We start from the raw sequence: 21,827 nt of genomic DNA, 5'->3' as shown, positions 1-21,827 counted from the left end.
GGATTTCTGATGGAGCTGTACTCGCCTAACGCTGACGAGATGGAACTGCCGATCGGTGACGACCCCAACGGCGGACCCGGCCCGGACCTGGCCAAGGTGGACCAGGCGGCCGAGCAGTTCTACCGGTACGGCCACGCCGGCCGTCGCGCGATCGTCTCTGGTGGGCAGGTGCAGTACCTGTCGGATCGGACGTGGTTCGTGTGCGTGCGCACCGTTCCCTCGGGTCTGCCGGTCTCGTGGGTGCTGTACGCGGTGGTGGATCACCCGACCGGGCAGCCTGGCCAGTACCGGACCGAGCCGGTCACGGCGGCCGAGTTCGCGCAGGCGCTCGCCGCCAAAGGCCGGACCGTGGTCGTCCGCAGGTACGACAACTGGGAGATCACCTACAACCTGGGCGCCGAGTCGGTGCCGCTGTGACCAGCGAGGAGGTGCCGAACCTGGCACTCGCCTTGTCGGAGCTGCGGCGCCTGGTCGAGGTCGGGTTCGAGAAGAACAACGGCCTGACGCAGCTCATCTTGCAGCGCCTGGAACAGGCCGACGACCGGCATGCCGAGCTGGTGCAGCGGGTCGAGCAGGACCGCGCGGCGGCCGACATCCGGCATGCAGCGCTGGAGGCGCGTTTGGACGCCGTCGAGCGTGAGGCGGTGACGCGCACGCAGCTCACCGACCGGACCAAGCAGATCATCGCCGTCGTCGGCGTGCTTGTGACCGTGGCGAGCGCAGTCATCGCCCTGATCAGCCTTACCCGAGGCTGACCCTGTTGACCGTGTTTCCCATCGAGGACGGGGTGCTTGTCGTGCCCACCGTGCTCCCTATGCGCCTGTCCAACGCGGACTTGAAGCTCACCGTGGCGGACTGGCTTGGCCTCAACACCCTCAAGGAGGACGTGATGCCTGACGACGAGCTGCCGCCGCGGCCATGGATGGACGCGGACGTGACCGAGCTGGATCCCGATCAGTCGTGGCTGCCGCAGGAGCCGGGGTCGGCCATCGAGGACGAGAGCCCCGACGACGAGGAGGAGGAGGTGGATGGTGGCGAAGAAGCCTGAGGATGCCCTGCTCGACGTCGTCCGCTCGCAGCTCGGCTACACCGAGAGCGGGTCGGGCTGGACGAGGTTCGGCGCGTGGTGGGCCAAGCGGCACGGCAAGCCGGAGGATTGGGCGCTGGCGCCGTGGTGCGACATGTTCATCTCCTGGGCGGCCGATCAGGTGGGCGTGTCCGCCGTGGTGGGGGATTCGGCATGGACGGTCGGGCATGCGCAGTGGTTCAAGGCCCGCGACCGCTGGGGGCGCGTCCCGCGCAAAGGCGCCATCGTGTTCTTCGACTGGGCCGGCTCGAAGAACATCCTCGCGATTGACCACGTCGGCATCGTGGAGGCCGTCCGCTCCAACGGCACGGTGGTGACGATCGAGGGCAACACTGCCAACCAGGTTAAGCGCCGCGAACGCTCCATGAGCATGATCGCGGGCTTCGGCTACCCGGCCTACCCCAGCGGCAAACCCGCACCCAAGCCTGAGGTGTCCTGGACGGAGGAGATCGTGAAGACCCTGCCGACGCTCAAGCGAGGCTCACGCGGCTACGACGTGAAGACGCTGTTCTACCTGCTGCACGCAAGGGGATACCCGCTGAATGGCGGCATCGACGACACTCTATTCGGTCAACACCTGGAGGACGCGCTCCGCGCGTTCCAGGAAGATGCCGGGCTCAAGGTGGATGGCGAGTGCGGGCTCAAGACGTGGCCGCGCCTCCTACGTGTGGATTGACGGGAACTTAAAACTTGGTGCTGCCGTCAGTCTTAGCCGTCTTACGAATATCTTCTGGCGTTATGCCTCTGGCGTTTCTCAAATCCGTGCCGGTCAGGTCCGCGCCACTTAATTTCGCGCTGGTCAGGTTGGCGCCGTTCAGCTTTGCCTCGCTCAGGTCGGCGTCGGTCAGGGTCACACCCGTAAGATCCGCGCCGATTAGGGTCGCGTTGGTTAGGGTCGCGTTGATTAAGGTTGCGTTGGTCAACGTCGCATCTGTCAGGTTTGCGAGGTACAGGTCCGCGCCGGTCAGGTTCACGCCGGTCAGATTCGCGCCGGTCACATTCATGTAGTTCAGCTTCGCGCGGACCATGGTAGCGCTGGTCAGATTGGCATTGATCAAAGCGGTCTGGTCTATGGTTGCGTCGGTCAGGTCCACGTCACTCAGATTGGCGTGCGTCAGGTCCGCATCGGTAAGCGTCGCGTTGCGCATGCTTGCGCGCCGCAGGTCGGCGTCGCGCATAACCACGCGGAACAGGGTCGCGCGGGTCAGGTTCGCGCGGGTCAGGTCCGTGTCGGTCAGTTCCCCGCCGCTCACATACGTGTTAGTCATGTCCGCGCCGCTCAGGTTAGTGCTGGTCAGGTTGGCGCCGCTGAGGTCCGTGCCGGTCAGATTCGCGCTGGCCATGTTCGCCTTGGTCAAGATCGCGAAGGAGAGCATTGCGCTGGTCATGTCCGCGCCACTCAGATTCGCGCGTGTCAAGTCCGTGTTTCTCCAGTCCGCTCTGCCGAAATTGGCAGAGGCCAGTAACGGGAAGGCTGTCTGCGTGATGGAAGTGACCGTTCCTAGCACCCGAAGCGCAACTGCTATGTCAGCTTCTGGCACCCATACTGCGTCGTTGCTAGTACCGGAGCGGTGATCATGCTGCAGGACGTACGCGACGATGACGTTCTGGATGGATTCGGCGTCGGGCGAGGAGTCTTTAGCGATCCGCTCCAGCGCGTACAGTCCGCCGATCCTTACCTCGACGGGCTTTTCTCGGTCGATTTGTTCGACGGCCTTGGTGTAGCGATCTGTGATTTGCTGCTGCTGAGTGGCTCTAAGCGTTTCCTGCCCTGTTTCCCACGTTCGGGCGGTGTAGACGAGGCCGCCGCCGGTGAAGATCAGCCCGAGTAGCACCCCGAGCGATGTGAGGAACTGCCAGGGTCGTTGGCGGTGGGCATCGTACAACTCTTGCCGCTTCTCGACTGGTAGGGCGTCCAGTTCCTCTTGCGTGGGTGGGGTCACCCGGGCTTTCCGCTTGTTCGGTTGGCGCTGCGGCGCTGCGACTGCCAGAGGTGTGGATGGTGCTGGCTGCGGTGTTGGACGGGTGAGGTTCCGGAACGCCCTCGTTACTCGCTGGGGCGATGTCCGCGCCACGGGCGTGCTGGTCGGTAGCGCGGGAGGTGACAGTCGAACGGTCGGCTCGTCGGGGGTGGTCACATTCGGGACGGTAACTGATGTATCGATGACTGACCACGACCTGTGAGGCATCAGGTCGATGAGCTGACCCCACAGATTCGCATGCGGGCCCTGCCGGAGTGGCGGGGCCTTTCGTATGTCCAACCCTTGGAGGAACCATGCACGGAGAGCCTGTGACCTACGGCAAGCCGGTCGAGCGGAAGGTGACCGCCGCGACGGCAGGCAGCTACCTGGGCCTGCTGGCCGTCCTGACCGTCCTGCAGACGGTGAATGCAGACCTGGATCTGATCGCGTTTCTGCCCGACTGGGTGGAGTCGCTGGCGATTCCACTGCTACCTGGCTTGATCACGTACGTGTCCGGTTATAAGGCCAAGCACACCGCGAGGCCCGACCTGCCGCTCGACCAGCGGTAGCCGCAGATCACAGAGAGGCCCTGCCGTCCTTCGGGACGGCAGGGCCTCTTTCGCGTTTCTGGACAGTGGTCATGCTCCATGCACGCGGCCGGCCGCGTCCGGGTAGCGGTTGAGATCATGGAGGAGCTGTATGACCGGGGCGTCGCCGGTGCGGGCCTGGATGCCGACGACACTGGCCGGAAGCTCGGGCCACGATATGCCCTCCCACAGCAGGTACGCGCCGAACACGGTCCTTACCGAGAGCGGTACGCCATCAGGCACGGCCGTCAGTCCGTGGACGACCATGTCGATTTCCTCGGCCATGAGAGCCCGATCGACGGTACTGGAGAAGACGTATTCGTCGTCGAGGCCGCCCGGGACGTCGTCGTCCTGTGGATCGCCGCTGACGGGAAGGAAGACGACCTCGATGGCCACTTCCTTCGGCAAGAGAGCGGTGAGGAGGCGGACGACGTGGCCAGCCTGGAACTCCGCTGCCGTGGAGTCGCCAGCTCCGATTCGCAGGGGCGAGGCGGCAAAGCGTGCGCGCAGAGCATCGGAGAATCCGCAGGGGTCGGAGGTCACGTGGTCTCCCGGTGGTTGGCCATGTCAGCAGCGAAGGTCAGACGTCGTCCTTACAGTATCGCCACATGTTCTATCCGCTTCATGACTTGTCCCATTGGGATTAAGTGGAAGGGTCTACAGCTGCACCTGCTCGTCCACGAACCTGACCCGGGCCGGGTTGGCGACGAATCTCAGCAGTTCGATCAGGCGTCCGCGTTGGTCGGCGATCACCTGGTCGTAGGTGAGGACGTACGCGCGGGGTGTCAGCTTCATCGCTTTCGCCTCGTCGTCGGTGGCGGGTCGCGTGCTGATGACGCGCCGCGTGATCGTGGCGGGTTCCATGCCTGCGCCGGCGAGCGTGTTGTAGACGCCTCCCTTGGCCTGGCCAGGTTCGGCGATCGGTGTGCCGTGGACGAGGGAGAGTGGATAGATGGCCTCGTCGAGGCGGACGGTGGTGTCGCCTATGGTCGCGTGCCGGGCGCGGATCACGACCTTGTCGCCATCGGAAAGGTCCAGGAGTTCGGCTGCCTCGGCGCTGACTTCGGTGGCGGGCCCCTGTCGCACCGCGTCCGTGATCATGTGTCCTTCGACGCCTGCGCGTTCGCAGCACTGGGCCCAGGGGAGGGGGCCGTGGCCATGCTGGCCGTGCAGAACGAGGTCGACCACGATGGGGCGGGGGTTTTGGACGATCATGCCTACGGCGGCGTTGCGGCGGATGAGCTGCTCGCCTTTGAGGATCGCGTAGACCTTGTTGAGAACGCTCTGGGATCCGAGACCGTACTTCATCATCAGGTCTCGGGCGTGGGGGAGGGGCTGGCCTACGGGGTAGGTTCCGTCAAGGATCTTAGTTCGCAGGTCGTCGGCGACTTCTTGATAGCGGGGCGCAGGCATAGAATCATGTTATACGTATAACGTGCATTCGGTGTGGGGCGCTCTACCGGTGTACGAAATCGGGCTCTGGCATGGTGCGTGACATCGTCCAAATCTCCACGGGGCTCTTCCTCGGCCATGCGCCGGCCGGAGGGTGGAAGTACACCGTGACGCCGGGCTGCTGCTCGACGGAATCCAGCTTGCTCACCAGCTCCTGCCGTGCGCTGAGCGCATCGCGGCCGGGGCACGTCAGCGCGCACATCACCTCGCCGGCACGCGTGCCGACCATGACCCGTACACGCTCGGCCAGAGCAAGGCGCTTGGTCGGGTGCACGCCATCATCACCGCGCCCGTCCGCGATTTCCAGGCAGACGGACCCGATGCTGTCCATGCGGAACACGCTCAGGGCGTCCTCGGACACCAGCCACGCCGTCATGGTCACAGGGTGATGGACGATCGCCGAGTCGGCAACCCTCGGCTCTTAACGCAGATGAAGCAGAAGGATGTCCATAGCAGGAGCATCCGAGGCTGGCTGTGATCGGCCAACGATACGCCACCCCCACCGCATGTACATCGCATGTGCCGGGGCAACTGGGCGGGCGGTCAGCGTGGCGTACGGCTCCTCACGGTCGCGCAGCAGCTCGGTAATGAGCCGCTTGCCCGTTCCGCTCCCGCGGTAGGAATCCCGAACCATGAGCTCGATAATCGCCAGCTTGGGTTCCTTCAAGATCTCGTCGGGAGCTTGAGTGGTGGCGCCGCGCCACCAGCGCCCGCCTTCGAACGTGAATCCGTAGCAGAAGCCTGCGAGGCTCGGCCCATCCTCGGCGGATACCACCGTAAAACCGGTCTGTTGCGACTGGGAGGTTGCACGCTCGAGGTAGGCGTCTCGGCTGAATAGAGGGTTTGCCTCGTAGGAGGGGTCGGCGTGGACTTCCTCGTAGAGCTGGGCATACGGCTCGCTCAAGACGGCCGCGCTAGCGGCTTGGCCCTTCTGCAAACGGAGGGAGATCGACATGATCACGCATCCAATCCGGTGCCCGGCGGAAGCGCCAGCGTTCGCTGGTACTCCACTGCGGCTGCCCGCTGCCTGTGTGACTGCAAAGTCTCGGGCACGGCGGTCAGGACAGCTTCCGCGTCGAAGCGGACGAAGATCGTGCGGTCGTGGGCGGGCAGGCTGGAGATCGCCTCACGGGCGAGATCCAGACCGGCCACCACATCGCCGATCCGTACCTGATGGAGCGCTTCGTGCAGACGCAGTTGCGCCCGGCCGCGTGCGTTGGTCTCGGGGTAGCTGGCGAGTGCAGCGCGCTGCGCTTCGTCATCGCGCGGCATGTTGCTGCCGTAGATGGTGGCGAAACTCCGCGTGTGCATCAAGCGCTCCTCCGGCCAGCCGAACGCCGAGTCGTGGTCGTCGGTGACCGAGGAGGGCAGCAGCGTGAATATGCGGGCTTGCTCCTTCAACGCGGTCAAGGCCCCCTTGGCGTTGCCCTGCATTGCCCGGATCTGGGCTTGCACCGCGAGCGCCAAGGCGGTGCCTACGCATGGAACGCCTTGTGCGACTAGGAGTGCCTCTTCGGCGTTGCTCACCAGCACCTGGACTGGGCGGTGTTCGTACAGTCCTTGGATTGCCGCCTTCGACAGGATGAACGCGTGTAGCTGAACGTCGCCGCTGAGCTCAGCCGCTTCGCGGGCCTTGCTCCACCAGCCTCGGGAGTGGCGAGGATGCCCGGCCGAGCCGAGGGCCCGAGCCAGCAGGCACAGCAGTTGGGCGTTGATGCGATGCCAGCGGGCGGCGGTGGTGGAGGTGGTGGAATCGAGCCTGCGAAGGTTTTGCTGGACGTCGAGAACGTCCTGCGCGAGCTCCTTGATCAACTCCGGAAGTGGCTGCGTGTGGAAGGCTAGCGCGCGCTCCCACACGATCTCGTCCCAGTCCTGCACGCGATCCGGTCCCATTAAATGACGGAGAGCGTCGAGTGGGGGAAGAACGGCCGAGGTGCCCACGACTGCGAGGCTTGCGAGGATTTGACGCCGGACATAATCCATATCCTTATCATGCCCCCTGTCCGAATCGTCACTAACACGCAGCGCATGGTCGATTGAAATGGCCATGTCGCGCAACGCGACGAGTAGGCCGTTCGTCTCATAGCACTCGTCGATGCGGACCATCGCATCGGCTGGGATGTTTCTCGCCCCGCTCTCCCATTTAGCGAGGTTGGAGGCGTCGTCGCCGGTCTGGGCGTGGACGGCAGGACGGCTGAGCCCTTTCAGCTCCCGTATGCGGCGCATCTCCGCGCCCAAGCGAAGCCGGGCCGTCGAGGCTGGATCAGGAGCATCACTATTCATTTCGAACTCCTGTTTTGGTCGCCTGTGGTCACGTGGTCATTTCAAATGACCACGCCCTGCGCCTTCATTGCCTTTCCCCGAACATCATCATGGCACTACCGCACAGCGACTGCACGTAGTCGGTGGGACGCGCAGCCGCACCACCCGAATAGAACCGATCGTGAGACATCAAAAAATGAGCACCGGTACGTACGAACTCCAGCCGTTCAACCTGCTGGCAGTACTCGGACGACGGCCAGGCATACTTCCTCACGGCCGCCGCCGGGCTCGGCACGGATGCCTGAAAGCCCACGAGGACCGCCACATGACGACCGACAACGCCGACGACACGCTGAGCAACGAGACAGCCCAGCGCCTAGCCGCGCAATTGCAGGCGTCGTGGGGCGGCCGCTGGCAGGTGATGTGGGAGCCCTGGGGCCGCAAGTTCCGAGCGTTCCCCGCGTACGACCTGGACGTCAACACCCCAGTCGAGGGCACCAGTCTCCGCGAGCTGTGGCGAGCCGTCCTCGGCGTCGACCAGGAACTGCTGTTCGCCGTGGCCGAGGTTATCCCGGCACACCCGCCCACTGTCATCCACATGCACCCCGGCATCCTCCAAGAGGTGTTCGGGTGAACAAGCGAGACGCGACCAGGCAGGCGGTCCCGCGCGCAGGCGGGAGCGTCATGTCGCGTCTTGGCGCGGCCGGTCGAGGACGGCTCGTCCATGGCCGGCCGTGCACTCCGGCGCGGACCCAGGTCCTGAATCCGAGCACCCGTCGTGGTCCGCGCCGCCTACAACTCGCAGTCCCACGGTGGGGTCCCTGGCCGCCGGGGGCTGCGAGCCCCACCCCCCGGCCGTCATCCCACCTCCGCGCCGCACCCCTTGGCGCCCCCGCGGCCGGGACCGAGGGAGGCGGATCTAGGCGGCAGCCTGCCCGCCTCCCTCACCACCTCCGGGCGTGTGACGCCTGGACCTCGTACGCGAAGGGCCTGACATGGACGCTGGCATCGCATGCGCTGCCCTCCTCACCCTCGACACCGTCAGGAGGAGCCAGCGCACGCCGCCCACTGAGGACGGCTCAGACCACCCTCCCGTTACTGCTCACCCCACGGCAGAAGACAGTCAGAACCGTGCGGAGAGTACAGACGATGGCCAGAGCCCGCCAACAGACGGTTGAGCCGGAGCAGGACGAGCAGGACCAACCCGCGTTCAAGTGGGAGCCGTACCGGACGGTTGGCAGCATTCTGCGCGTCTCCCACACGTCGTGCTGCGGCCTGTATGAGTGGGCGTCCGAGGGCGGTCAGTTCTTCGTGCTACGCCAAACCGAGGAAGGTGGTTACGAAGAGACCGGCCGCGGCCTCTACCGCCAGGCCATGGACGTCTACATCGCTCTCGCCAAAGCACACCGCGCCGAGCACCTGCGTCGCAGGGAGACGCCGGAGCCCGACACCTTCCTGAAGGGAAGGGGACGGCGTGGCTAAGCCCGGAGGAGCCCGCCAGCAGCCACGATCAACCAGTTGCTCAGCGCCCACCGAGAAGAGGGGATCCAACCTGTGACCACCGACAATGACGTCCAGGACGTCACAGCGCTACGCACCGCCATGATCGAGAAGATCACGGCCCGGCACCAGGCACTGGGCTTGGTGCTGCCGGCTGAGGTCGAGCGGGCGCTGCGGACGGTGCCTCGTCACCTGTTCGCGGGCGACGTCGACCTGCAAGCCGCCTACGAGGACACCGCGGTCGTCACCAAGCTCAACGAGCGTGGCGCCTCCATGAGCTCGGTGTCGGCGCCCTGGCTGCAGGCGGTGATGCTGGGCCAGGCAGAGCTAAAGCCTGGTGATCGAGTGCTGGAAGTGGGATCCGGCGGCTACAACGCGGCCTTGATCCGGGAGGTCGTCGGGCCGATGGGTTCGGTGACTACGATCGATATCGACCCTGAGGTCACCGACCGCGCTCAGCGGTTCCTGACGGATGCCGGGTACGGCGACGTAGAGGTGATCTGCGCGGACGCCGAGTTCGAGATCGAGCCGCCGCGCACGTTCGACGCGATCATCGTCACCGTCGGCTCGTGGGACGTTCCCCCGGCCTGGCCTTCACAGCTCGCTGAGGGCGGCAGGCTGGTCGTCCCGCTGCGCACGTGGGGCCTGACGAGGTCCTGGGTCCTGGAACATCAGGGCGGCGCCCTGGTGAGCCGAGATCGTCAGGTGTGCGGATTCGTCGCGATGCAAGGCGCAGGAGCCCACAAGGGCACCGCGATCCCTCTGCTTGAGCCTGACGATGATCACACGGTCGGGCTGTGGCGGGACGAGCAGGACACCATTGACGCGGCGGCGCTATCTGGGGTGCTGGACCTGCCGCGCGTGGAGGTGTGGACCGGCATCACGGTGGGTGCCGGAATCCGGTACAGCGATCAGGACCTATGGCTCGCCACGACCCTGCCCGGCTTCAGCTTGATCACCGCATCACAGAAAGCGCTCGACGACGGGATCGTGGCACTGCCGTGGCGGTACGGCACACCGGCGTTCGTGGACGGTCCGAACCTGGCCTACCGCCCCAAGCCCCGCCCCATCGACGGCGCCGTCTTCGAGTTCGGCGCGTTCGCGCACGGCCCGCAAGCGGAGCAGTCCGCGCGGCGGTTGGCCGACCAGATCGGTGCGTGGAACCTGGCTGGTCGGCCGGAACCCCGCCTGTCGGTCCACCCGGCAGGCACGCCGGACGCCGATCTACCAGACGGGCACGTCCTTGACAAGGAACACGTCCGCCTCGTGATCTCCTGGCCGACGGCCAGGTAGCCCCACCCTCCGATCGAAAGGATCCGGTACATGGAGCCGCACGAGTTCATCCTTGACGTCCGCTTCTTGAAGACCGCACCCGCGTTCATCGGACTCGACTCCGAGGACTGCACCAGTGACGGCTGCGGCGAGACCCCCGGCAGCGCCGGCATCGCCAACTGCTAACCCCTCCCCGGTGTTCCCGGCCGTTCCGCATGGCCGGGAACACCCCCTCCAGAACGGAGGAACGGTCAGATGCATCGCTTTCGAGCCGTGGACGCCGCCGTCGTTCGCGTCGCCGCCTTCCCGAAAGACTTGGCTCTGCCGCCATGGCCCGACCTCACCGGGGACGATGCTCGCGACGCTGCCGCCTGGATCTGTGAGGTCTGGCCGACGCCAGGAGTAGGCGACGCCGTCACGATCGCCAGCCCTGATCTGGCTCGCGTCCTCACCGCGATGTGCGATCACCCGAGCGCCTTCCGGCCGCGTCAACTCCATCGCGCGGCCGAGGCACTGATGCGTTATCTCCTGCGGTGGACGAGCCGAGCCACACCCTTCGGCCTGTTCGCCGGAATCGCCCCCGCCACCATGGCCGCCACCGCCTCGGTCGCGTTTGGTGACCGGCACACCGCCGTACATCGACCGGATTCCTTGTGGCTCAACGAAACGATCAGCGCGCTGGAAGATCAGCCGGCCCTGCTGCGGACGTTGTCCGTCCAGGCAAACAACCTGGGGTTCGCGCGGGGCGCGGACTGGGTGCTGCCCTATCAGCCCAGCGCGGAGGAGACGGTGTCGGAGGTGTCCGTGCGCTACACGGCGGCAGTCCACATGGCCTTGGAGGAGGCCGCCACCCCAGTCAGCTTCGGTGATCTGCTGGCGAAGCTGGCCGCCGAGTCTTCCCACACACCGGTCACCGTCATCGAGGGCATGCTCACCGAACTGGTGCGGTTGCGGATCCTGCTCACCAGCGTGCGGCCGCCGATGACGGTCACCGACCCCCTCGCCCACATCGCCGCCCAACTGAGCAACCTAGACGCCGCCCCCGCTGCGCTGGATCCAGGCGCGCGGGTGGCAGTCGGTCTGCGGCTGGACTGCTCGATCAGCCTGCCTCCCTCCGTGATCGACGAGGTGGAGGCGGTAGCGGCGGCCTTGGTCCGGCTGGCCCCTAGACGGCCCTCATGGCAGGCGTATCACACCGCGTTCCTTGACCGTTATGGCCCGGGAGCCCTAGTGGGCATCCGGGAACTCCTGGACGCCGATCGAGGGCTCGGCTACCCCGCCGGGTTCCGCGGCTCACTCACCGCCCACACCCCCGCGCCGACCCGCAGAGACGTCGCCTTGTCAGCGCTGGCCCAGAAGGCCGCCCTGGACGGGTACGCCGAGCTAGCCCTCACCGAGGAGATACTGACCGAGCTGGAAACCGGCGGCAGCGCAGGGCCAGTCCCGCACACCGAAGTGCGAGCCAGCCTCAGCGCCCCGACGTCCGCCGCGTTGGACGCCGGTGACTTCACCCTTAGCGTGGTGTGCGCGTCGCGGCACGCCGGCACCTCGGTAGGCCGGTTCCTGCATGTTCTCCCTGCTTCGGACCGGGACCGGATCATCGAGGCGTACCGTCGCCTTCCGACCAGCACGGCCTGCGCGATGGGCGTGCAGTTGTCGGTCCCGCCGCTGCGTGCCCGCACCGACGGCCTGGCCCGCACCATGCAGGTCCTGCCGGTGCTGTCGCTGGGGGAACATCGTCACCCGAGAGAGGCGGCGGTCGATCTCGATGACCTGGCGGTCACCGCCGACGCCCGCCGCCTGATCCTGGTGTCACTCGCCCACGGCCGTGCCGTCGAACCGTTGATGCTGAACGCGACCAACCTGCACCACGGCCATCCCCTCGCCCGGTTCCTGTGCGAAGTCAGCACCGCGACCTCGACGCCCTGCACTACCTTCGATTGGGGTCGCATCGCCGACCGGTTCGCCTTCCTTCCCCGCGTCCGCTACAGCAGGACGATCCTCAGTCCGTCGCGGTGGAACGTCACCGCGACGGACGTGCCCCCGGAGGCTGCCCCCTTCCGGGATTGGGCCGAGCGGTTCCAGGAGCACCGGCACGCCCGCCATATTCCGGATGTGGTGCGGTTTGGCGACGATGACGTCCTGATCCGGCTGGACCTGACCCAGGACGCGCACCTGGCGCTGCTGTGCCGCCAACTGAACCGCACCGGCACAGTCCGGCTGATCGAAGGCCTAAGCGACAACGGCTGGATCGGCGGGCGCCCCCACGAAATCGTCGTCCCCCTCGCTACTACCGCCCCGCCTCGCCCTTTGCCGCGAGCATTGCGGCGCGAGCGAATCCACCAGGGTCCCGGCCACCTGCCCGGAGACTCACCGTGGCTCTACGCGAAACTATTCAGCCACCCAGGACGGCAGACCGAACTGCTCACGACCTATCTGCCGGACCTGCTTACCGACTGGGCACATGGCGCCCGCGATGACTGGTGGTTCATCCGCTACGACACCCCCACACCGCACCTGCGGCTCCGGCTGCACCTGCACGACGGCGACCGGTACGGGCCCGCCGCCCGGTCGCTCGGCCAGTGGGCCCACACCGTCGCCCGTGCTGGGTTGCTCCGCGATTTCTGCCTGGACACCTACCGGCCCGAGACCGGCCGGTTCGGCACAGGCCCGGCCCTGGCTGCCGCCGAAGACGTGTTCGCCGCCGACTCCGCGGTCGCAGTCGCGCAGCTGCGCACCACGGCGAACGCTCAAGCCGCGACCGCGGCCGGTCTGGTCGGTCTCGCGACGGACTTCCTCGGTAGCGGCGGGTTGCCCTGGCTGGTGGAGCACCTCGCCCGCGGCGGGCCGAAGGCGTTGGATCGGGCCGTTGTGGAACAGGCCCGGAACGCAGCGAACCTCCCGCCCGAGCTGGTCGAGCGACGGCGTACGTCGCTGGCCACCTACCGGGCGCTGCTTGAGGCCGACGACGTGGACGCCGTTCTGGGCGACCTGCTGCATCTGCACCACGTCCGCATGATCGGAATCGACGCCGAGTCGGAGCGGACCTGTCTGAGGCTGGCCCGGGCCCTCGCACAGAGCCTGATCGCACGAAGAGAAAGGAGCGGCACATCAACGTCCACCAGCGGGCCCGTCACCAAGCCGACGCCATAGCTCGCCAGCTTCAGACACCTGATGCCGCCGGGCGGCCGGTCCAGTCGCTCAGCGGTGGTGCCATCGGGGTGGCACTCCTGCACATCGAACGGGCCACCAGCGGCATCGCCGGGTGGCAGCAGGCGCACGACTGGCTGACCTTGGCAACTCGGGAAGAGCTCACCATCGGCGCCAATGCCGGCCTCTACCATGGGGCACCCGCGCTTGCGTTCGCGCTCCATCCCGCACGCCATCCTGGGTACCGGCCTGCGCATGAGGCCCTCGACGAGGCTGTCGCAGCCATCGTCCGAGACCGGCTCGCCGCAGCCTCTCAGCGCCTCGGGCGGGGCGAGCGGCCCGCCCTCGCCGAGTTCGACTTGATCAGCGGACTCTGCGGTCTCGGCGCTCACCTGTGGAGACGTGACCCCGGCGGAGACCTGGTCAAGGGCGTGCTGGCCTACCTCGTCCGGCTCACCGAACCGGTAGATGGCCTGCCGGGCTGGTGGACGATGTCTTCGGCCAAGCGCACCACGCAAGCCCCGCCTGGCGGGCACAGCAACCACGGGATGGCCCACGGCATCACCGGGCCGCTGACGCTGCTGGCGCTCACCGCCAGCGCCGGCCTGGTCGTGCCCGGCCAGACGGAGGCCATCGGCCGAATCTGTGCCTGGCTGGATGACTGGCAGCAAGATCACTTCGGTGCCCCCTGGTGGCCCGAAACGATCACCCTCGCCGAACATCAGCAAGGCCGGACCACCCAACCCGAACCGCGACGCCCCTCCTGGTGCTACGGCACCCCCGGCATCGCGCGCGCCCAGCAACTCGCCGCAGACGCCACCGACAACCCGGCCCGGCGCGGGATCGCCGAGAAGGCCATGGCCGAATGCCTGACCGACCAACACCTCCAGAAGATCACCGAACCGGGACTGTGCCACGGAATGGCCGGCGTGTATCAGACCGCCTACCGAGCCTCCCTCGACGCCGCCAACCCGGCGATCGGCCAACGGCTCCCCGCACTCGCAGCCGCGCTCACACAGCACGCGGCGACCCGCCAAGACGACGCCGAAGGGCTGCTGACCGGAGCCGCCGGAGTGGGCCTGGCCCTGGAAACCGCACGGCACAATACACCCCCGCGCTCTGGATGGGACGCATGCCTCCTCATCACCTGACCACCGCCGCGCCGCACCACCTCGCCGCCGGCGTCCTCACCCTCCTAGCAGGGGCAGACCTGGACACCGCGGCCGCCGACCTCGGCGTGGATCCCGTCGACCTCGACGAATCCGCCTTCGTGTACCACGCCGCCGGGCTCGCGGCCCTCGAACGACACGCTGAGGCCGGCTGGTACCAGCTACGCGTCCAGTTCCCTGATTGGGACACCGCCGAGCAGGTCGGCGCCGACCTGCTCGGGCCGTGCCTGGAGGAGCTCCAGGCGTGCGGCGCGATTTCCGGGTGGTGGTTCCTGCGCAAGCCCCCGGGCTGGCGGCTGCGCTTGCGCGACGCGGACATCCCGGCTGTGGACCAGGTGCTCGACGAGCTGACCGCCGCCGGGGCGCTCACCCGCTGGTGGCCGACCGTGTACGAGCCTGAAACCGCCGCGTTCGGCGGCCCGGCAGGAGTGGATGCCGCACATGACCTGTTCTACGCCGACAGCCTCGGCGTTCTCGACTACGTTCGCCAGAACTCTCCTGACCTCGGCCGCCGTGAACTGTCCATCGTGCTTCTTCACGCACTACTGCGGGCCGCCGGCCTGGACATGTTCGAGTGCGGCGACGTCTTCGCCCGGGTGGCCCAATTGCGTCCCGCACCTGCCGACGCCGACACCGGCCGCGTCGAAAAGCTCACCGCCAACGTGCGCACGCTACTGGCCGTGCCCGTGCAGCTCGACAGCGGCCCGTTCGCCCCCGGCGGGCACGCCGCGTTCGCCGCGTCGTGGCTCACCGCGTGGCAGGCCGCTGGCAACAAGCTTGGCCGGGCCGCCGCCGAAGGCCGCCTCGACCGCGGGCTGCGCGCCCTCCTCACCCACGTCGTGATCTTCCACTGGAACCGGCTCGGCCTGTCGGCCGCCACGCAAGGCATCCTCGCCTGCGCGGCCACGGCCGCCTTCCTGCCCGGAAGTTGACCATGAACCTCACCACGCTGCACGCCGTCGCTCGCCGCTTCCCGCTCCTCGGCTGGGCCCGCCCCACGCCCAGGTGGCCGCCGAGGTGATCGAGAGCGGAAACGGGTACGCCGCCCGCGACGTCCTCACACACCCCGACCCGTTGGCTGGGCTGTCCGAGGCTCATCGCCAGGCCCTGACCAGCATCGTGGCGGCTTCCGGCCTGAGGGCGGGGACAATACCGGCGCCGCTGCTCGACACGCTGACGACCTCCGTAAAAACCGCAGGCGAGATGCTTGCCTCTGCGGTGCGAAGCGCCTGACCCGGCGGTCTACTGCTCGACGCGGCGAGGAGGCACCGACAGCTCGCTGACCAGCTCGGCGTGTGAGCTGTGCTCGCCGGATGCGCCGTTATCGTCGTGACTGGCTTAGTCCGTCACTTGAACCCGGTAGCGCAGCTTGGACAGATGAGTCGGGATGACGAACGTCGTTACTTTCACGGGCCGGCCGTCGCGGGTTTCACCGATGTGGAAGATGTCGAATACCCGCTGGTCTTCGTTCAGCCCAAGGAACTCCTCCTCTGGCTCAGGCGGCCGGACCTCGATGGTGTCGTCCAGTTCTGCCTGGGCCTGATCTAGGTCAGCGAGTCGGCTGCTGAGCCCGCCGATTCCGGTGTCCTCCTCCTCGATTGCCGTGCCTTCCGCGATTTCCAGTGGAACGTAGGTGATGGCGATCTGGTAGGGCACGGTCCGACCTGCTGGAGCCTTGACCGACATGTAGCGGGCCCGCATCACGACGCTGATCTCCTCGGCGCTGACGCCAAGCACCTCGGCCACGTGCTGTGGAGGTCGGACGCGCTCAACTACGGTCCGCGTTTCGTAGCTGAGATCCTGCTCGGCCAGTTCGCCGGCGAAGGCGCCGCGCGCACCGCCCTGCTCGCGCCGGGCTCGGCTGAACCTGCGTGGGGTCTCGCGGGTGATCGGCATGAAGTCGCGGACGAAGGTCCCGACGCCGCGGTGAGTGCGCGTCCATCCTTCCGCGCGCAACGTGGCCAGAGCGCGGTTCACGGTGACGCGATTGACGCCCAACTCCTCGGCGAGCTCGACCTCTGTGGGGAGCTTGGAGCCGAGGGGATAGACGCCGTCCTTGATCTTGTTGCGAAGTTTGCGCGCCACCTCGCGATACAGGCTCTCGTTGCTCGCGGAACTCATGGAGCCCACCTTAGTGGTACCACTCACACACTACGTGCTACCTATCCGATAGCTGGATTGACGAACATCATTTAAAGGAGTAGGAAGTACATACATCGTTGACATGGAGCCGAAGGTGTAGCACCACCCGAAGCTCTTGATCAAACGGAAGCGGCCCCCGGTGTAGCACCACCGGAGGCCGCCGAATCAGGCAACCCACCCCATCGTCCTCGCGAAAAGATTCATGGAGGTCATCCCGATGTCCACCATCATGGCATCTCCGCCATCCAGTCGAAACGGCCGACTCGACGCACCCAGGCTTCGCCTGCTGCGGAAGATCGCCCGTGATCGCCGCGCCTTCGCCGACCAGGTCGCACGCCAGGGCAAGTGCAAGGGCCGGAACGACGCTCAGTGGTACGAATCCGGCCTCAACTCGAGGCAGGCCGACGCCCTGTGTTCCGGATGCTGGGTTCGAGAAGCGTGCTTCCGCCTCGCCGTACTCGACGACGCAATGGATCTCTTCGCCAACGGCGGGTCCATTCGCAAGGTCGCTGGCGTGCGCGGCGGCTTCACCGCGAAAAGACGTGTCCCGCACGTCAAGGCCCTCCTCAAGAAGCTGCGCCCTCCCAAGAGGGTGAGGTCGGCGGCATGACGCAGCCTCACCGTGCGCCGGACGGCGGGCTCTGTTACTTCATTAAGGGCTCTAAGCACGGGGTGGTGCGCACTTTCGGCACCGTGGCATGGGAGGCCATAGGCCCCACGTGTCCCACCCTCGACACGCCGGGCCACTACGCCTGTTTTGCCTGCCACCGGACTGACATCCCTGGCACCGCCTACGACGCATATCGTCACGCCACGACGTGCAGGCCGCCCGAATAGCGCTCGCAACCGTCATTTCAACCGAGCTACCCAGCCACAATTTCGTAAGCGGTATCGCTTACGAAGCTAGGAGATCCACTGATGAATACGGTCCTCGACGGGATCGCCTGGGCCGAAGCCCACCCCATCGCCGCGGCGGTGATCGGGGCGCTCGGCCTGGTCGTTCTCGTCTTGGCCTACCGGGCCGGGCGGGTCATCAAGCGCCTGATCGCCAGCGCATGGCGTCGGTTCGTTGCGCCGCGTCCAGTCGAGGACGTGCTGACCGTCGTCGCCGCCTCCATCGCGACCGGCGTATCAGCACAAGGCATGTGGCGCTTTTCGGGCGACGTACTCGGCCTCGATGGCCCGCTGCGCGTGCTGCTGTTCGCGTTCGTCGAAGTCGCGATCGTCACCTCAGCCGTCCGAGCCCGTCGCAACATGCGGGAGAACTTCGCCGCCGGCCTCGATGGCATCGCCGTGTGGGCGCTGACCTGCCTGACCGCCGTGCTGTCGAGCATGGACGCGCAAACCCTGCCCGAGGCGGTGTTCAGGCTGGCTGCGCCCCTGGTGGCCGCGTGGCTGTGGGAGCGCGGCATGGCCATCGAACGTCACCGCATCCGGGGCACCGGCCGGATCAACTGGCGGCTGACGCCCGAGCGGGTGCTGGTCCGGATCGGTCTGGCCGAGACGAAGGACCGCACCGCGCAGGAGGTGGACGCTCACCGCCGCCTGACTCGCGTCGCGTTGGCAGCGAAGCGCGCCAAGATGCTGCGCGGGTCCGGAGCCTCCGGGCGGAAGCTGCGCGCCGCGCTGGTCAAGCTCGACAAGGCGATGGATGCAGCGGTCGAGCACACGGGCCTGGCCGTGGATCAGGAGCGGCAGGAGACCCTCCTGTCGCAGATCGCGGCGCTCTACAACACGGCCGCGCTGGTGGACGCCGAGCCTGCCTCGCCATGGGAGTCCAAGAAGGAGACGCCCGTTCCCCCGGAGGCGATCGAGGCTATGAAAGCGATCGCGCGGGCTCAGGGCCGCGCGGAGGCGAAGCACCTCATGCCAGTCGTCCCCCCGCTTGTCGTCCTCCCGCAGCAGAGGACCGCCGACCTGTCGGCCGGCCCGTCCATCCCCGTCCTTCCCTTGGGGAAGGAACCTGTTTTGTCCTCCCCTCGCAGGGGGGACGGCGCGGGGACGAACACCGCTTCGTCTCCGTCGAACTCCGGGGACGAGACCGGGGACCGTCCCCGGCCGCAGGAGAGGACGAGGCGGGGGACGAAGGAGGGGACCGTCCCTCGCGTCCGAAGGGGACGAGCCAGGGGACGAACAGGGGAGCGTCCTCCCGAGTGGGACAGCGTTGACGAGCTCATGCCGCTCGGATGGCGCATCGTCGCCGACGTTCACAAGGCGGGGACGAACCTCACCCGCGACACCCTCCGAGACGCCATCCGCGCCGCGGGGACGAAGGTGTCCACCCAGCGCGCCACGGTCCTTCTCCAGAGGCTGAGGGCAGAAGCCCCGGCCGAGCCTCCGGTGAGGACGGAGGACGGGGACCGTCCCCAGGGGGTGGCGGGACCGTCCCCCGTCCCCGGTGGGGACGAGGCGGGGACGAACGACCTCTCGTCCTCTCCGCCTCTCGGGGACGAGGTGGGGACGAATGCCCGTCCGGTACTCACCGACGAGACCCACGGAGAAGACGCATGACCCCCAACACCGACCTCACCGCCGTCCGTTACATGCCGGTCCCCACCTGGGACCACCTCGCCGACACCCCGACCGTCGTCATGGTCGAGCTGGAGTTCCGCGCTGACAGCCCGTACCACGTCCGCCTCACCGTCGAAGACGGCGCCGGCGTGGACGTGCCGCTGGATGTGCTCACCGCAGGTCTGACCGGGCGGGCCGAGTGCGCGGTGCTGACCGCGTTCCCGCTGGATTGGGAGTTCGCGCGGTGGGATGTGCGGGTGCCCGGGTGCGAGCCGGTCGCGCTGCGGGTGTCGCGGTCGCTGCTCATGTGGCACCTGGCGTCGCTGCCGGAGGTCGCTCGCGAGCCGGATTGGGAAGCGTTTGCGCGGGCGTGCGCCGAGGGTTTGTCGTGACTGTTCGTGACCGCGTTCGGGGGAGCGGGCTGCCGCAGGTCGGGCCGAGGCCGGGTGTGCGGGGGTTCCAACGCGCGGGCGCGTTGCGCGTTGCGCGTTGCGCGCGCGAGGCCACGGTAACACAACTTACGCACAGTGACGGGGGACAGATGGTGTCGAACCGCGCCGCGAACCGGCGCGCCGAACACGTCGCGCTCATCGAGGCTGCCGCCAAGGAGAAGTCCAAGCCGTGGCGGCTGTACTGGCGAACGGCCTGCTGGCTGATGTCGGAACTGTCCGAGCTTCACCGGCGCGACCCTCGCCGGGCGCAGGAGGCATGCACGGACCTGGCCAAGCAGACGCGCCAGTTCGCCGAGGTGCTCAACGACGAGGCGGGCGGCGGCCAGTGATGTTCCAGTACAGCCCGCCCACCGGTGTGCCCGCCGACCAGCCGGAGGAGACCGCCGAGCAGGCCGCCCCCGCCCCGGAGCCCTCGCCGGCGCGAGCCCCGCGTACCTCCTGGGTCGAGGTCCTGGAGGACCGGGCACGGATGCGCGGCCTGCGTACGGCGCGGCTCCCCTCGGTCACCACGGTGCGCGACTACCACCGCGAGCGCGAGTACGTGCCGGGCGAGGCCGGACTGCTCGACGGGTTCGCGCGCGTGCACGGCGTGTTCGCCGTCTGCTGGTGCTTCGTGTGCACGTCCATGGCTTTCCTCGGCGCGGGCGACTACCGCCGCCGCTGGCGTCGCTTCCGGGAGGAAGGACTTCCTGGCCTGTGCCGCGCGCAGCTCCCGCCACTCAAGACGTTGTCCGGATTCTCGCGCGTGTGGGTCGCCGCCTGGTCCGCCGTGTGCTGGCCCGGCCTGAAGTTCTGGGGCCCGATCACGACCGGGTTCTACCTGCTGATGATCTCTCTCCCGCTCCTGCTGGCACTGCTCTGAAAGGTCAACCCCTCATGATCGCTTTCGTTCTCGGCGGTGGCTTCTCCTTCGGCCTCGGCCTCATCTGTGCGGGCATCCGCAAGAAGGACAAGCTGCCCGGCAAGCCGCTGGGCGTTTTCGCCGTCGTGCTACTGCTGCTGTTCTCGGCCAGCATGTTCGTGCTGCCGACCGGCCTGATCTTCGTCAACTTCGGCGCGCTGCTGGTCGAGCTCGCCATGCGCGGTGCGCTGGCGACCCTGTTCGGGTCGCTGGCGCTGTTCCTGCTCGCCGCCGGGTTCACCTTCCTGGCCGGCGCGGTCGTCAAGGACATCGCCAAGGATGCCAAGCCCGACAAGCCCACGTTCATCGCCTGCTGCCTGCTGTGGATGTTCGGCGGGATCGCGTTCGGCGCTGTCTGGGGTCCGGTCGAGTACGACGCGTTCACCGCCGAGGTGATGCGGGCGACCGTGGAGAGCTGGTCGTGATCGACTCTCTCGCCGCGGTGTTCGCCGTGGTGGTGTCGTTCGCGCTGTTCGTCGTCGGCGGCTGGTTCTTCTTCCGCAAGCCAGACCCAGAGCAGCCAGCCGAGCCGGACACGTACACCGTCGAGCGGACATGGACCGCGAAGACCACGAACATCGCCATCGGCTTCTTCAAGCGGGCGCTCGGGCCGGCCAGGCCCGAGCGGCCCGCAGCCCCCGACAGCGACCCGGGCGGGCGCGACGACCAGGGCGACGATGCAGAGCTGCAGCCGGTCGAGCCCGTGCACGTCGAGCAGGTACGCCCGCAGGCCCCGCTGCCCTCGACAAAGGTCGACGTCACCGTCGAGCGGACCAGCACGCCCCGGCCGCCCGAGATCGAGGGCGGCGTCAAGGCCGCCGACGTCGTCGAGTGGCCACGCCCGGACGGCTGGCCCACACCACCCGTTGAGCTCGAAGGGATCGACATGACGCAGGCCCCCCTCGTGCCTGCCGGTGATGGCACCCCCACCTACCTCCCCACCGTCCCCCAACTCCAGGAAGCGCTGGCCACGGGCGGATTCGAGCGGTTCATGACCTGGCTGCGCGCCTTCTTCAGAGCCAGCGGCGTCCTCGAGGCCGACGCGCGCAACGTGCACGAGGACGCCATGAACGTCGCTATACGGGCCCGCAACAAGTACGTCCTCGCGCTTCAGGCGTTCCAGGCCGTTCAGGCGGACGGCCTGGACCCGCGCACGATCACCCGCATGTGGGAGGCACTGGCCCAAGCCGAGCAGGAGGCCACCGCGGCCGCGCTGGCCACCCACGCCACCGCCCAGACGGTGACCGCGTGCGGCGGTGGCCAGCCCACCGTGGCGGCCGTGATCAGCGCGCTCGACTACGGACACGGCGATATCGCCCGCGCGGTGCACTCCGCACCCGTCCGGGTCGTCCGCAAGTTCAGCTGGTACCAGAACTAGGGA

At 67.5% G+C, this 21,827-nt stretch carries 27 protein-coding genes; 20 read left to right on the top strand and 7 right to left on the bottom strand.

What is annotated here, in order from left to right; genetic code table 11:
• Positions 1 to 39 precede the first annotated feature (39 nt).
• Genes AB0L65_RS20555 through AB0L65_RS20540 form a run of 4 tightly spaced genes read left to right on the top strand, consistent with a single transcriptional unit; the run spans position 40 to position 1,763 of the window.
• On the top strand, positions 40 to 417 hold the full coding sequence (locus tag AB0L65_RS20555; RefSeq protein ID WP_364247600.1) for a hypothetical protein: 378 nt from the start codon (positions 40 to 42) through the stop codon (positions 415 to 417).
• Positions 414 to 755: a hypothetical protein gene (locus tag AB0L65_RS20550; protein ID WP_349449651.1), complete on the top strand. Its 342-nt coding sequence runs from the start codon at positions 414 to 416 to the stop codon at positions 753 to 755. Before AB0L65_RS20555 ends, AB0L65_RS20550 begins: the two co-directional genes overlap by 4 nt.
• A gap of 5 nt (positions 756 to 760) precedes the next feature.
• Positions 761 to 1,048 carry a hypothetical protein gene (locus tag AB0L65_RS20545; protein WP_364247597.1) on the top strand — a complete coding sequence of 96 codons (288 nt, stop codon included), beginning with the start codon at positions 761 to 763 and terminating at the stop codon, positions 1,046 to 1,048.
• Positions 1,029 to 1,763: a CHAP domain-containing protein gene (locus AB0L65_RS20540; RefSeq protein WP_364247594.1), complete on the top strand. Its 735-nt coding sequence runs from the start codon at positions 1,029 to 1,031 to the stop codon at positions 1,761 to 1,763. The genes AB0L65_RS20545 and AB0L65_RS20540 overlap by 20 nt, the downstream gene beginning before the upstream one ends.
• A 7-nt stretch (positions 1,764 to 1,770) precedes the next feature.
• Here AB0L65_RS20540 and AB0L65_RS20535 read toward each other — a convergent pair whose 3' ends face one another.
• On the bottom strand, positions 1,771 to 3,030 hold the full coding sequence (locus AB0L65_RS20535) for a pentapeptide repeat-containing protein (RefSeq protein WP_364247591.1): 1,260 nt from the start codon (positions 3,028 to 3,030) through the stop codon (positions 1,771 to 1,773).
• A 347-nt stretch (positions 3,031 to 3,377) separates the two neighbouring features.
• Between AB0L65_RS20535 and AB0L65_RS20530 the strand changes: the two genes are divergently transcribed.
• Positions 3,378 to 3,617: a hypothetical protein gene (locus tag AB0L65_RS20530; RefSeq protein ID WP_364247588.1), complete on the top strand. Its 240-nt coding sequence runs from the start codon at positions 3,378 to 3,380 to the stop codon at positions 3,615 to 3,617.
• 69 nt (positions 3,618 to 3,686) lie between these two features.
• On the opposite strand, the gene AB0L65_RS20525 is transcribed toward AB0L65_RS20530, so the two are convergent.
• From AB0L65_RS20525 to AB0L65_RS20505, 5 genes are all read right to left on the bottom strand, one after another.
• Positions 3,687 to 4,178 carry a hypothetical protein gene (locus AB0L65_RS20525; protein WP_364247585.1) on the bottom strand — a complete coding sequence of 164 codons (492 nt, stop codon included), beginning with the start codon at positions 4,176 to 4,178 and terminating at the stop codon, positions 3,687 to 3,689.
• Between the two features lie 114 nt (positions 4,179 to 4,292).
• Positions 4,293 to 5,048 carry a GntR family transcriptional regulator gene (locus tag AB0L65_RS20520; RefSeq protein WP_364247583.1) on the bottom strand — a complete coding sequence of 252 codons (756 nt, stop codon included), beginning with the start codon at positions 5,046 to 5,048 and terminating at the stop codon, positions 4,293 to 4,295.
• A gap of 43 nt (positions 5,049 to 5,091) precedes the next feature.
• On the bottom strand, positions 5,092 to 5,463 hold the full coding sequence (locus AB0L65_RS20515) for a hypothetical protein (protein ID WP_364247580.1): 372 nt from the start codon (positions 5,461 to 5,463) through the stop codon (positions 5,092 to 5,094).
• Positions 5,464 to 5,508: 45 nt separating this feature from the next.
• Complete coding sequence (locus tag AB0L65_RS20510) at positions 5,509 to 6,042, bottom strand: GNAT family N-acetyltransferase (RefSeq protein WP_364247577.1); 534 nt, start codon at positions 6,040 to 6,042, stop codon at positions 5,509 to 5,511.
• Between the two features lie 2 nt (positions 6,043 to 6,044).
• Positions 6,045 to 7,370 carry a helix-turn-helix transcriptional regulator gene (locus tag AB0L65_RS20505; RefSeq protein WP_364247574.1) on the bottom strand — a complete coding sequence of 442 codons (1,326 nt, stop codon included), beginning with the start codon at positions 7,368 to 7,370 and terminating at the stop codon, positions 6,045 to 6,047.
• 304 nt (positions 7,371 to 7,674) lie between these two features.
• On the opposite strand from AB0L65_RS20505, the gene AB0L65_RS20500 reads away from it, so the two are divergent.
• The 8 genes from AB0L65_RS20500 (at position 7,675) to AB0L65_RS20465 (ending at position 15,673) form a co-directional block, all read left to right on the top strand.
• Positions 7,675 to 7,983 carry a hypothetical protein gene (locus AB0L65_RS20500; RefSeq protein ID WP_364247571.1) on the top strand — a complete coding sequence of 103 codons (309 nt, stop codon included), beginning with the start codon at positions 7,675 to 7,677 and terminating at the stop codon, positions 7,981 to 7,983.
• A gap of 497 nt (positions 7,984 to 8,480) precedes the next feature.
• Positions 8,481 to 8,831 carry a hypothetical protein gene (locus AB0L65_RS20495; RefSeq protein WP_364247568.1) on the top strand — a complete coding sequence of 117 codons (351 nt, stop codon included), beginning with the start codon at positions 8,481 to 8,483 and terminating at the stop codon, positions 8,829 to 8,831.
• Between the two features lie 36 nt (positions 8,832 to 8,867).
• On the top strand, positions 8,868 to 10,142 hold the full coding sequence (gene fxlM, locus AB0L65_RS20490; protein WP_364247565.1) for a methyltransferase, FxLD system: 1,275 nt from the start codon (positions 8,868 to 8,870) through the stop codon (positions 10,140 to 10,142).
• A 30-nt stretch (positions 10,143 to 10,172) separates the two neighbouring features.
• Positions 10,173 to 10,307: a hypothetical protein gene (locus tag AB0L65_RS20485; RefSeq protein WP_364247562.1), complete on the top strand. Its 135-nt coding sequence runs from the start codon at positions 10,173 to 10,175 to the stop codon at positions 10,305 to 10,307.
• Between the two features lie 87 nt (positions 10,308 to 10,394).
• Positions 10,395 to 13,274, top strand: coding sequence for a lantibiotic dehydratase (locus tag AB0L65_RS20480; RefSeq protein ID WP_364247559.1), 2,880 nt, complete (start codon positions 10,395 to 10,397; stop codon positions 13,272 to 13,274).
• A gap of 68 nt (positions 13,275 to 13,342) precedes the next feature.
• A complete protein-coding gene (locus tag AB0L65_RS20475; protein WP_364247556.1) occupies positions 13,343 to 14,422 on the top strand; it encodes a lanthionine synthetase C family protein in 1,080 nt (359 codons plus the stop codon).
• Positions 14,404 to 15,372 (top strand): thiopeptide-type bacteriocin biosynthesis protein, encoded by a 969-nt coding sequence (locus tag AB0L65_RS20470; protein ID WP_364247553.1) that lies wholly within the window; start codon positions 14,404 to 14,406, stop codon positions 15,370 to 15,372. Before AB0L65_RS20475 ends, AB0L65_RS20470 begins: the two co-directional genes overlap by 19 nt.
• A gap of 85 nt (positions 15,373 to 15,457) precedes the next feature.
• Positions 15,458 to 15,673: a hypothetical protein gene (locus tag AB0L65_RS20465; protein WP_364247550.1), complete on the top strand. Its 216-nt coding sequence runs from the start codon at positions 15,458 to 15,460 to the stop codon at positions 15,671 to 15,673.
• Between the two features lie 105 nt (positions 15,674 to 15,778).
• On the opposite strand, the gene AB0L65_RS20460 is transcribed toward AB0L65_RS20465, so the two are convergent.
• Complete coding sequence (locus AB0L65_RS20460; protein ID WP_364247546.1) at positions 15,779 to 16,561, bottom strand: GntR family transcriptional regulator; 783 nt, start codon at positions 16,559 to 16,561, stop codon at positions 15,779 to 15,781.
• Positions 16,562 to 16,799: 238 nt separating this feature from the next.
• On the opposite strand from AB0L65_RS20460, the gene AB0L65_RS20455 reads away from it, so the two are divergent.
• The 7 genes from AB0L65_RS20455 to AB0L65_RS20425 all read left to right on the top strand — a co-directional run bounded on the left by AB0L65_RS20455 (position 16,800) and on the right by AB0L65_RS20425 (position 21,824).
• Positions 16,800 to 17,192 carry a hypothetical protein gene (locus AB0L65_RS20455; RefSeq protein WP_364247543.1) on the top strand — a complete coding sequence of 131 codons (393 nt, stop codon included), beginning with the start codon at positions 16,800 to 16,802 and terminating at the stop codon, positions 17,190 to 17,192.
• A 308-nt stretch (positions 17,193 to 17,500) separates the two neighbouring features.
• A complete protein-coding gene (locus AB0L65_RS20450) occupies positions 17,501 to 19,093 on the top strand; it encodes a hypothetical protein (protein ID WP_364247540.1) in 1,593 nt (530 codons plus the stop codon).
• Positions 19,090 to 19,485, top strand: coding sequence for a hypothetical protein (locus tag AB0L65_RS20445; RefSeq protein WP_364247537.1), 396 nt, complete (start codon positions 19,090 to 19,092; stop codon positions 19,483 to 19,485). The genes AB0L65_RS20450 and AB0L65_RS20445 overlap by 4 nt, the downstream gene beginning before the upstream one ends.
• A 149-nt stretch (positions 19,486 to 19,634) precedes the next feature.
• Positions 19,635 to 19,874 carry a hypothetical protein gene (locus AB0L65_RS20440; protein ID WP_364247534.1) on the top strand — a complete coding sequence of 80 codons (240 nt, stop codon included), beginning with the start codon at positions 19,635 to 19,637 and terminating at the stop codon, positions 19,872 to 19,874.
• A complete protein-coding gene (locus tag AB0L65_RS20435; RefSeq protein ID WP_364247531.1) occupies positions 19,874 to 20,407 on the top strand; it encodes a hypothetical protein in 534 nt (177 codons plus the stop codon). Before AB0L65_RS20440 ends, AB0L65_RS20435 begins: the two co-directional genes overlap by 1 nt.
• A gap of 14 nt (positions 20,408 to 20,421) precedes the next feature.
• A complete protein-coding gene (locus AB0L65_RS20430; RefSeq protein WP_364247528.1) occupies positions 20,422 to 20,871 on the top strand; it encodes a hypothetical protein in 450 nt (149 codons plus the stop codon).
• Positions 20,868 to 21,824, top strand: a complete 957-nt coding sequence (locus tag AB0L65_RS20425) for a hypothetical protein (RefSeq protein ID WP_364247525.1) — start codon at positions 20,868 to 20,870, stop codon at positions 21,822 to 21,824. The genes AB0L65_RS20430 and AB0L65_RS20425 overlap by 4 nt, the downstream gene beginning before the upstream one ends.
• Positions 21,825 to 21,827 lie beyond the last annotated feature (3 nt).

Source organism: Nonomuraea sp. NPDC052116 (assembly GCF_040680035.1).
In the GTDB taxonomy this organism is placed as follows: domain Bacteria; phylum Actinomycetota; class Actinomycetes; order Streptosporangiales; family Streptosporangiaceae; genus Nonomuraea; species Nonomuraea angiospora_A.
Note: the sequence above shows the minus strand (reverse complement) of the source record. Positions and strands in the feature narration are given on the sequence as shown.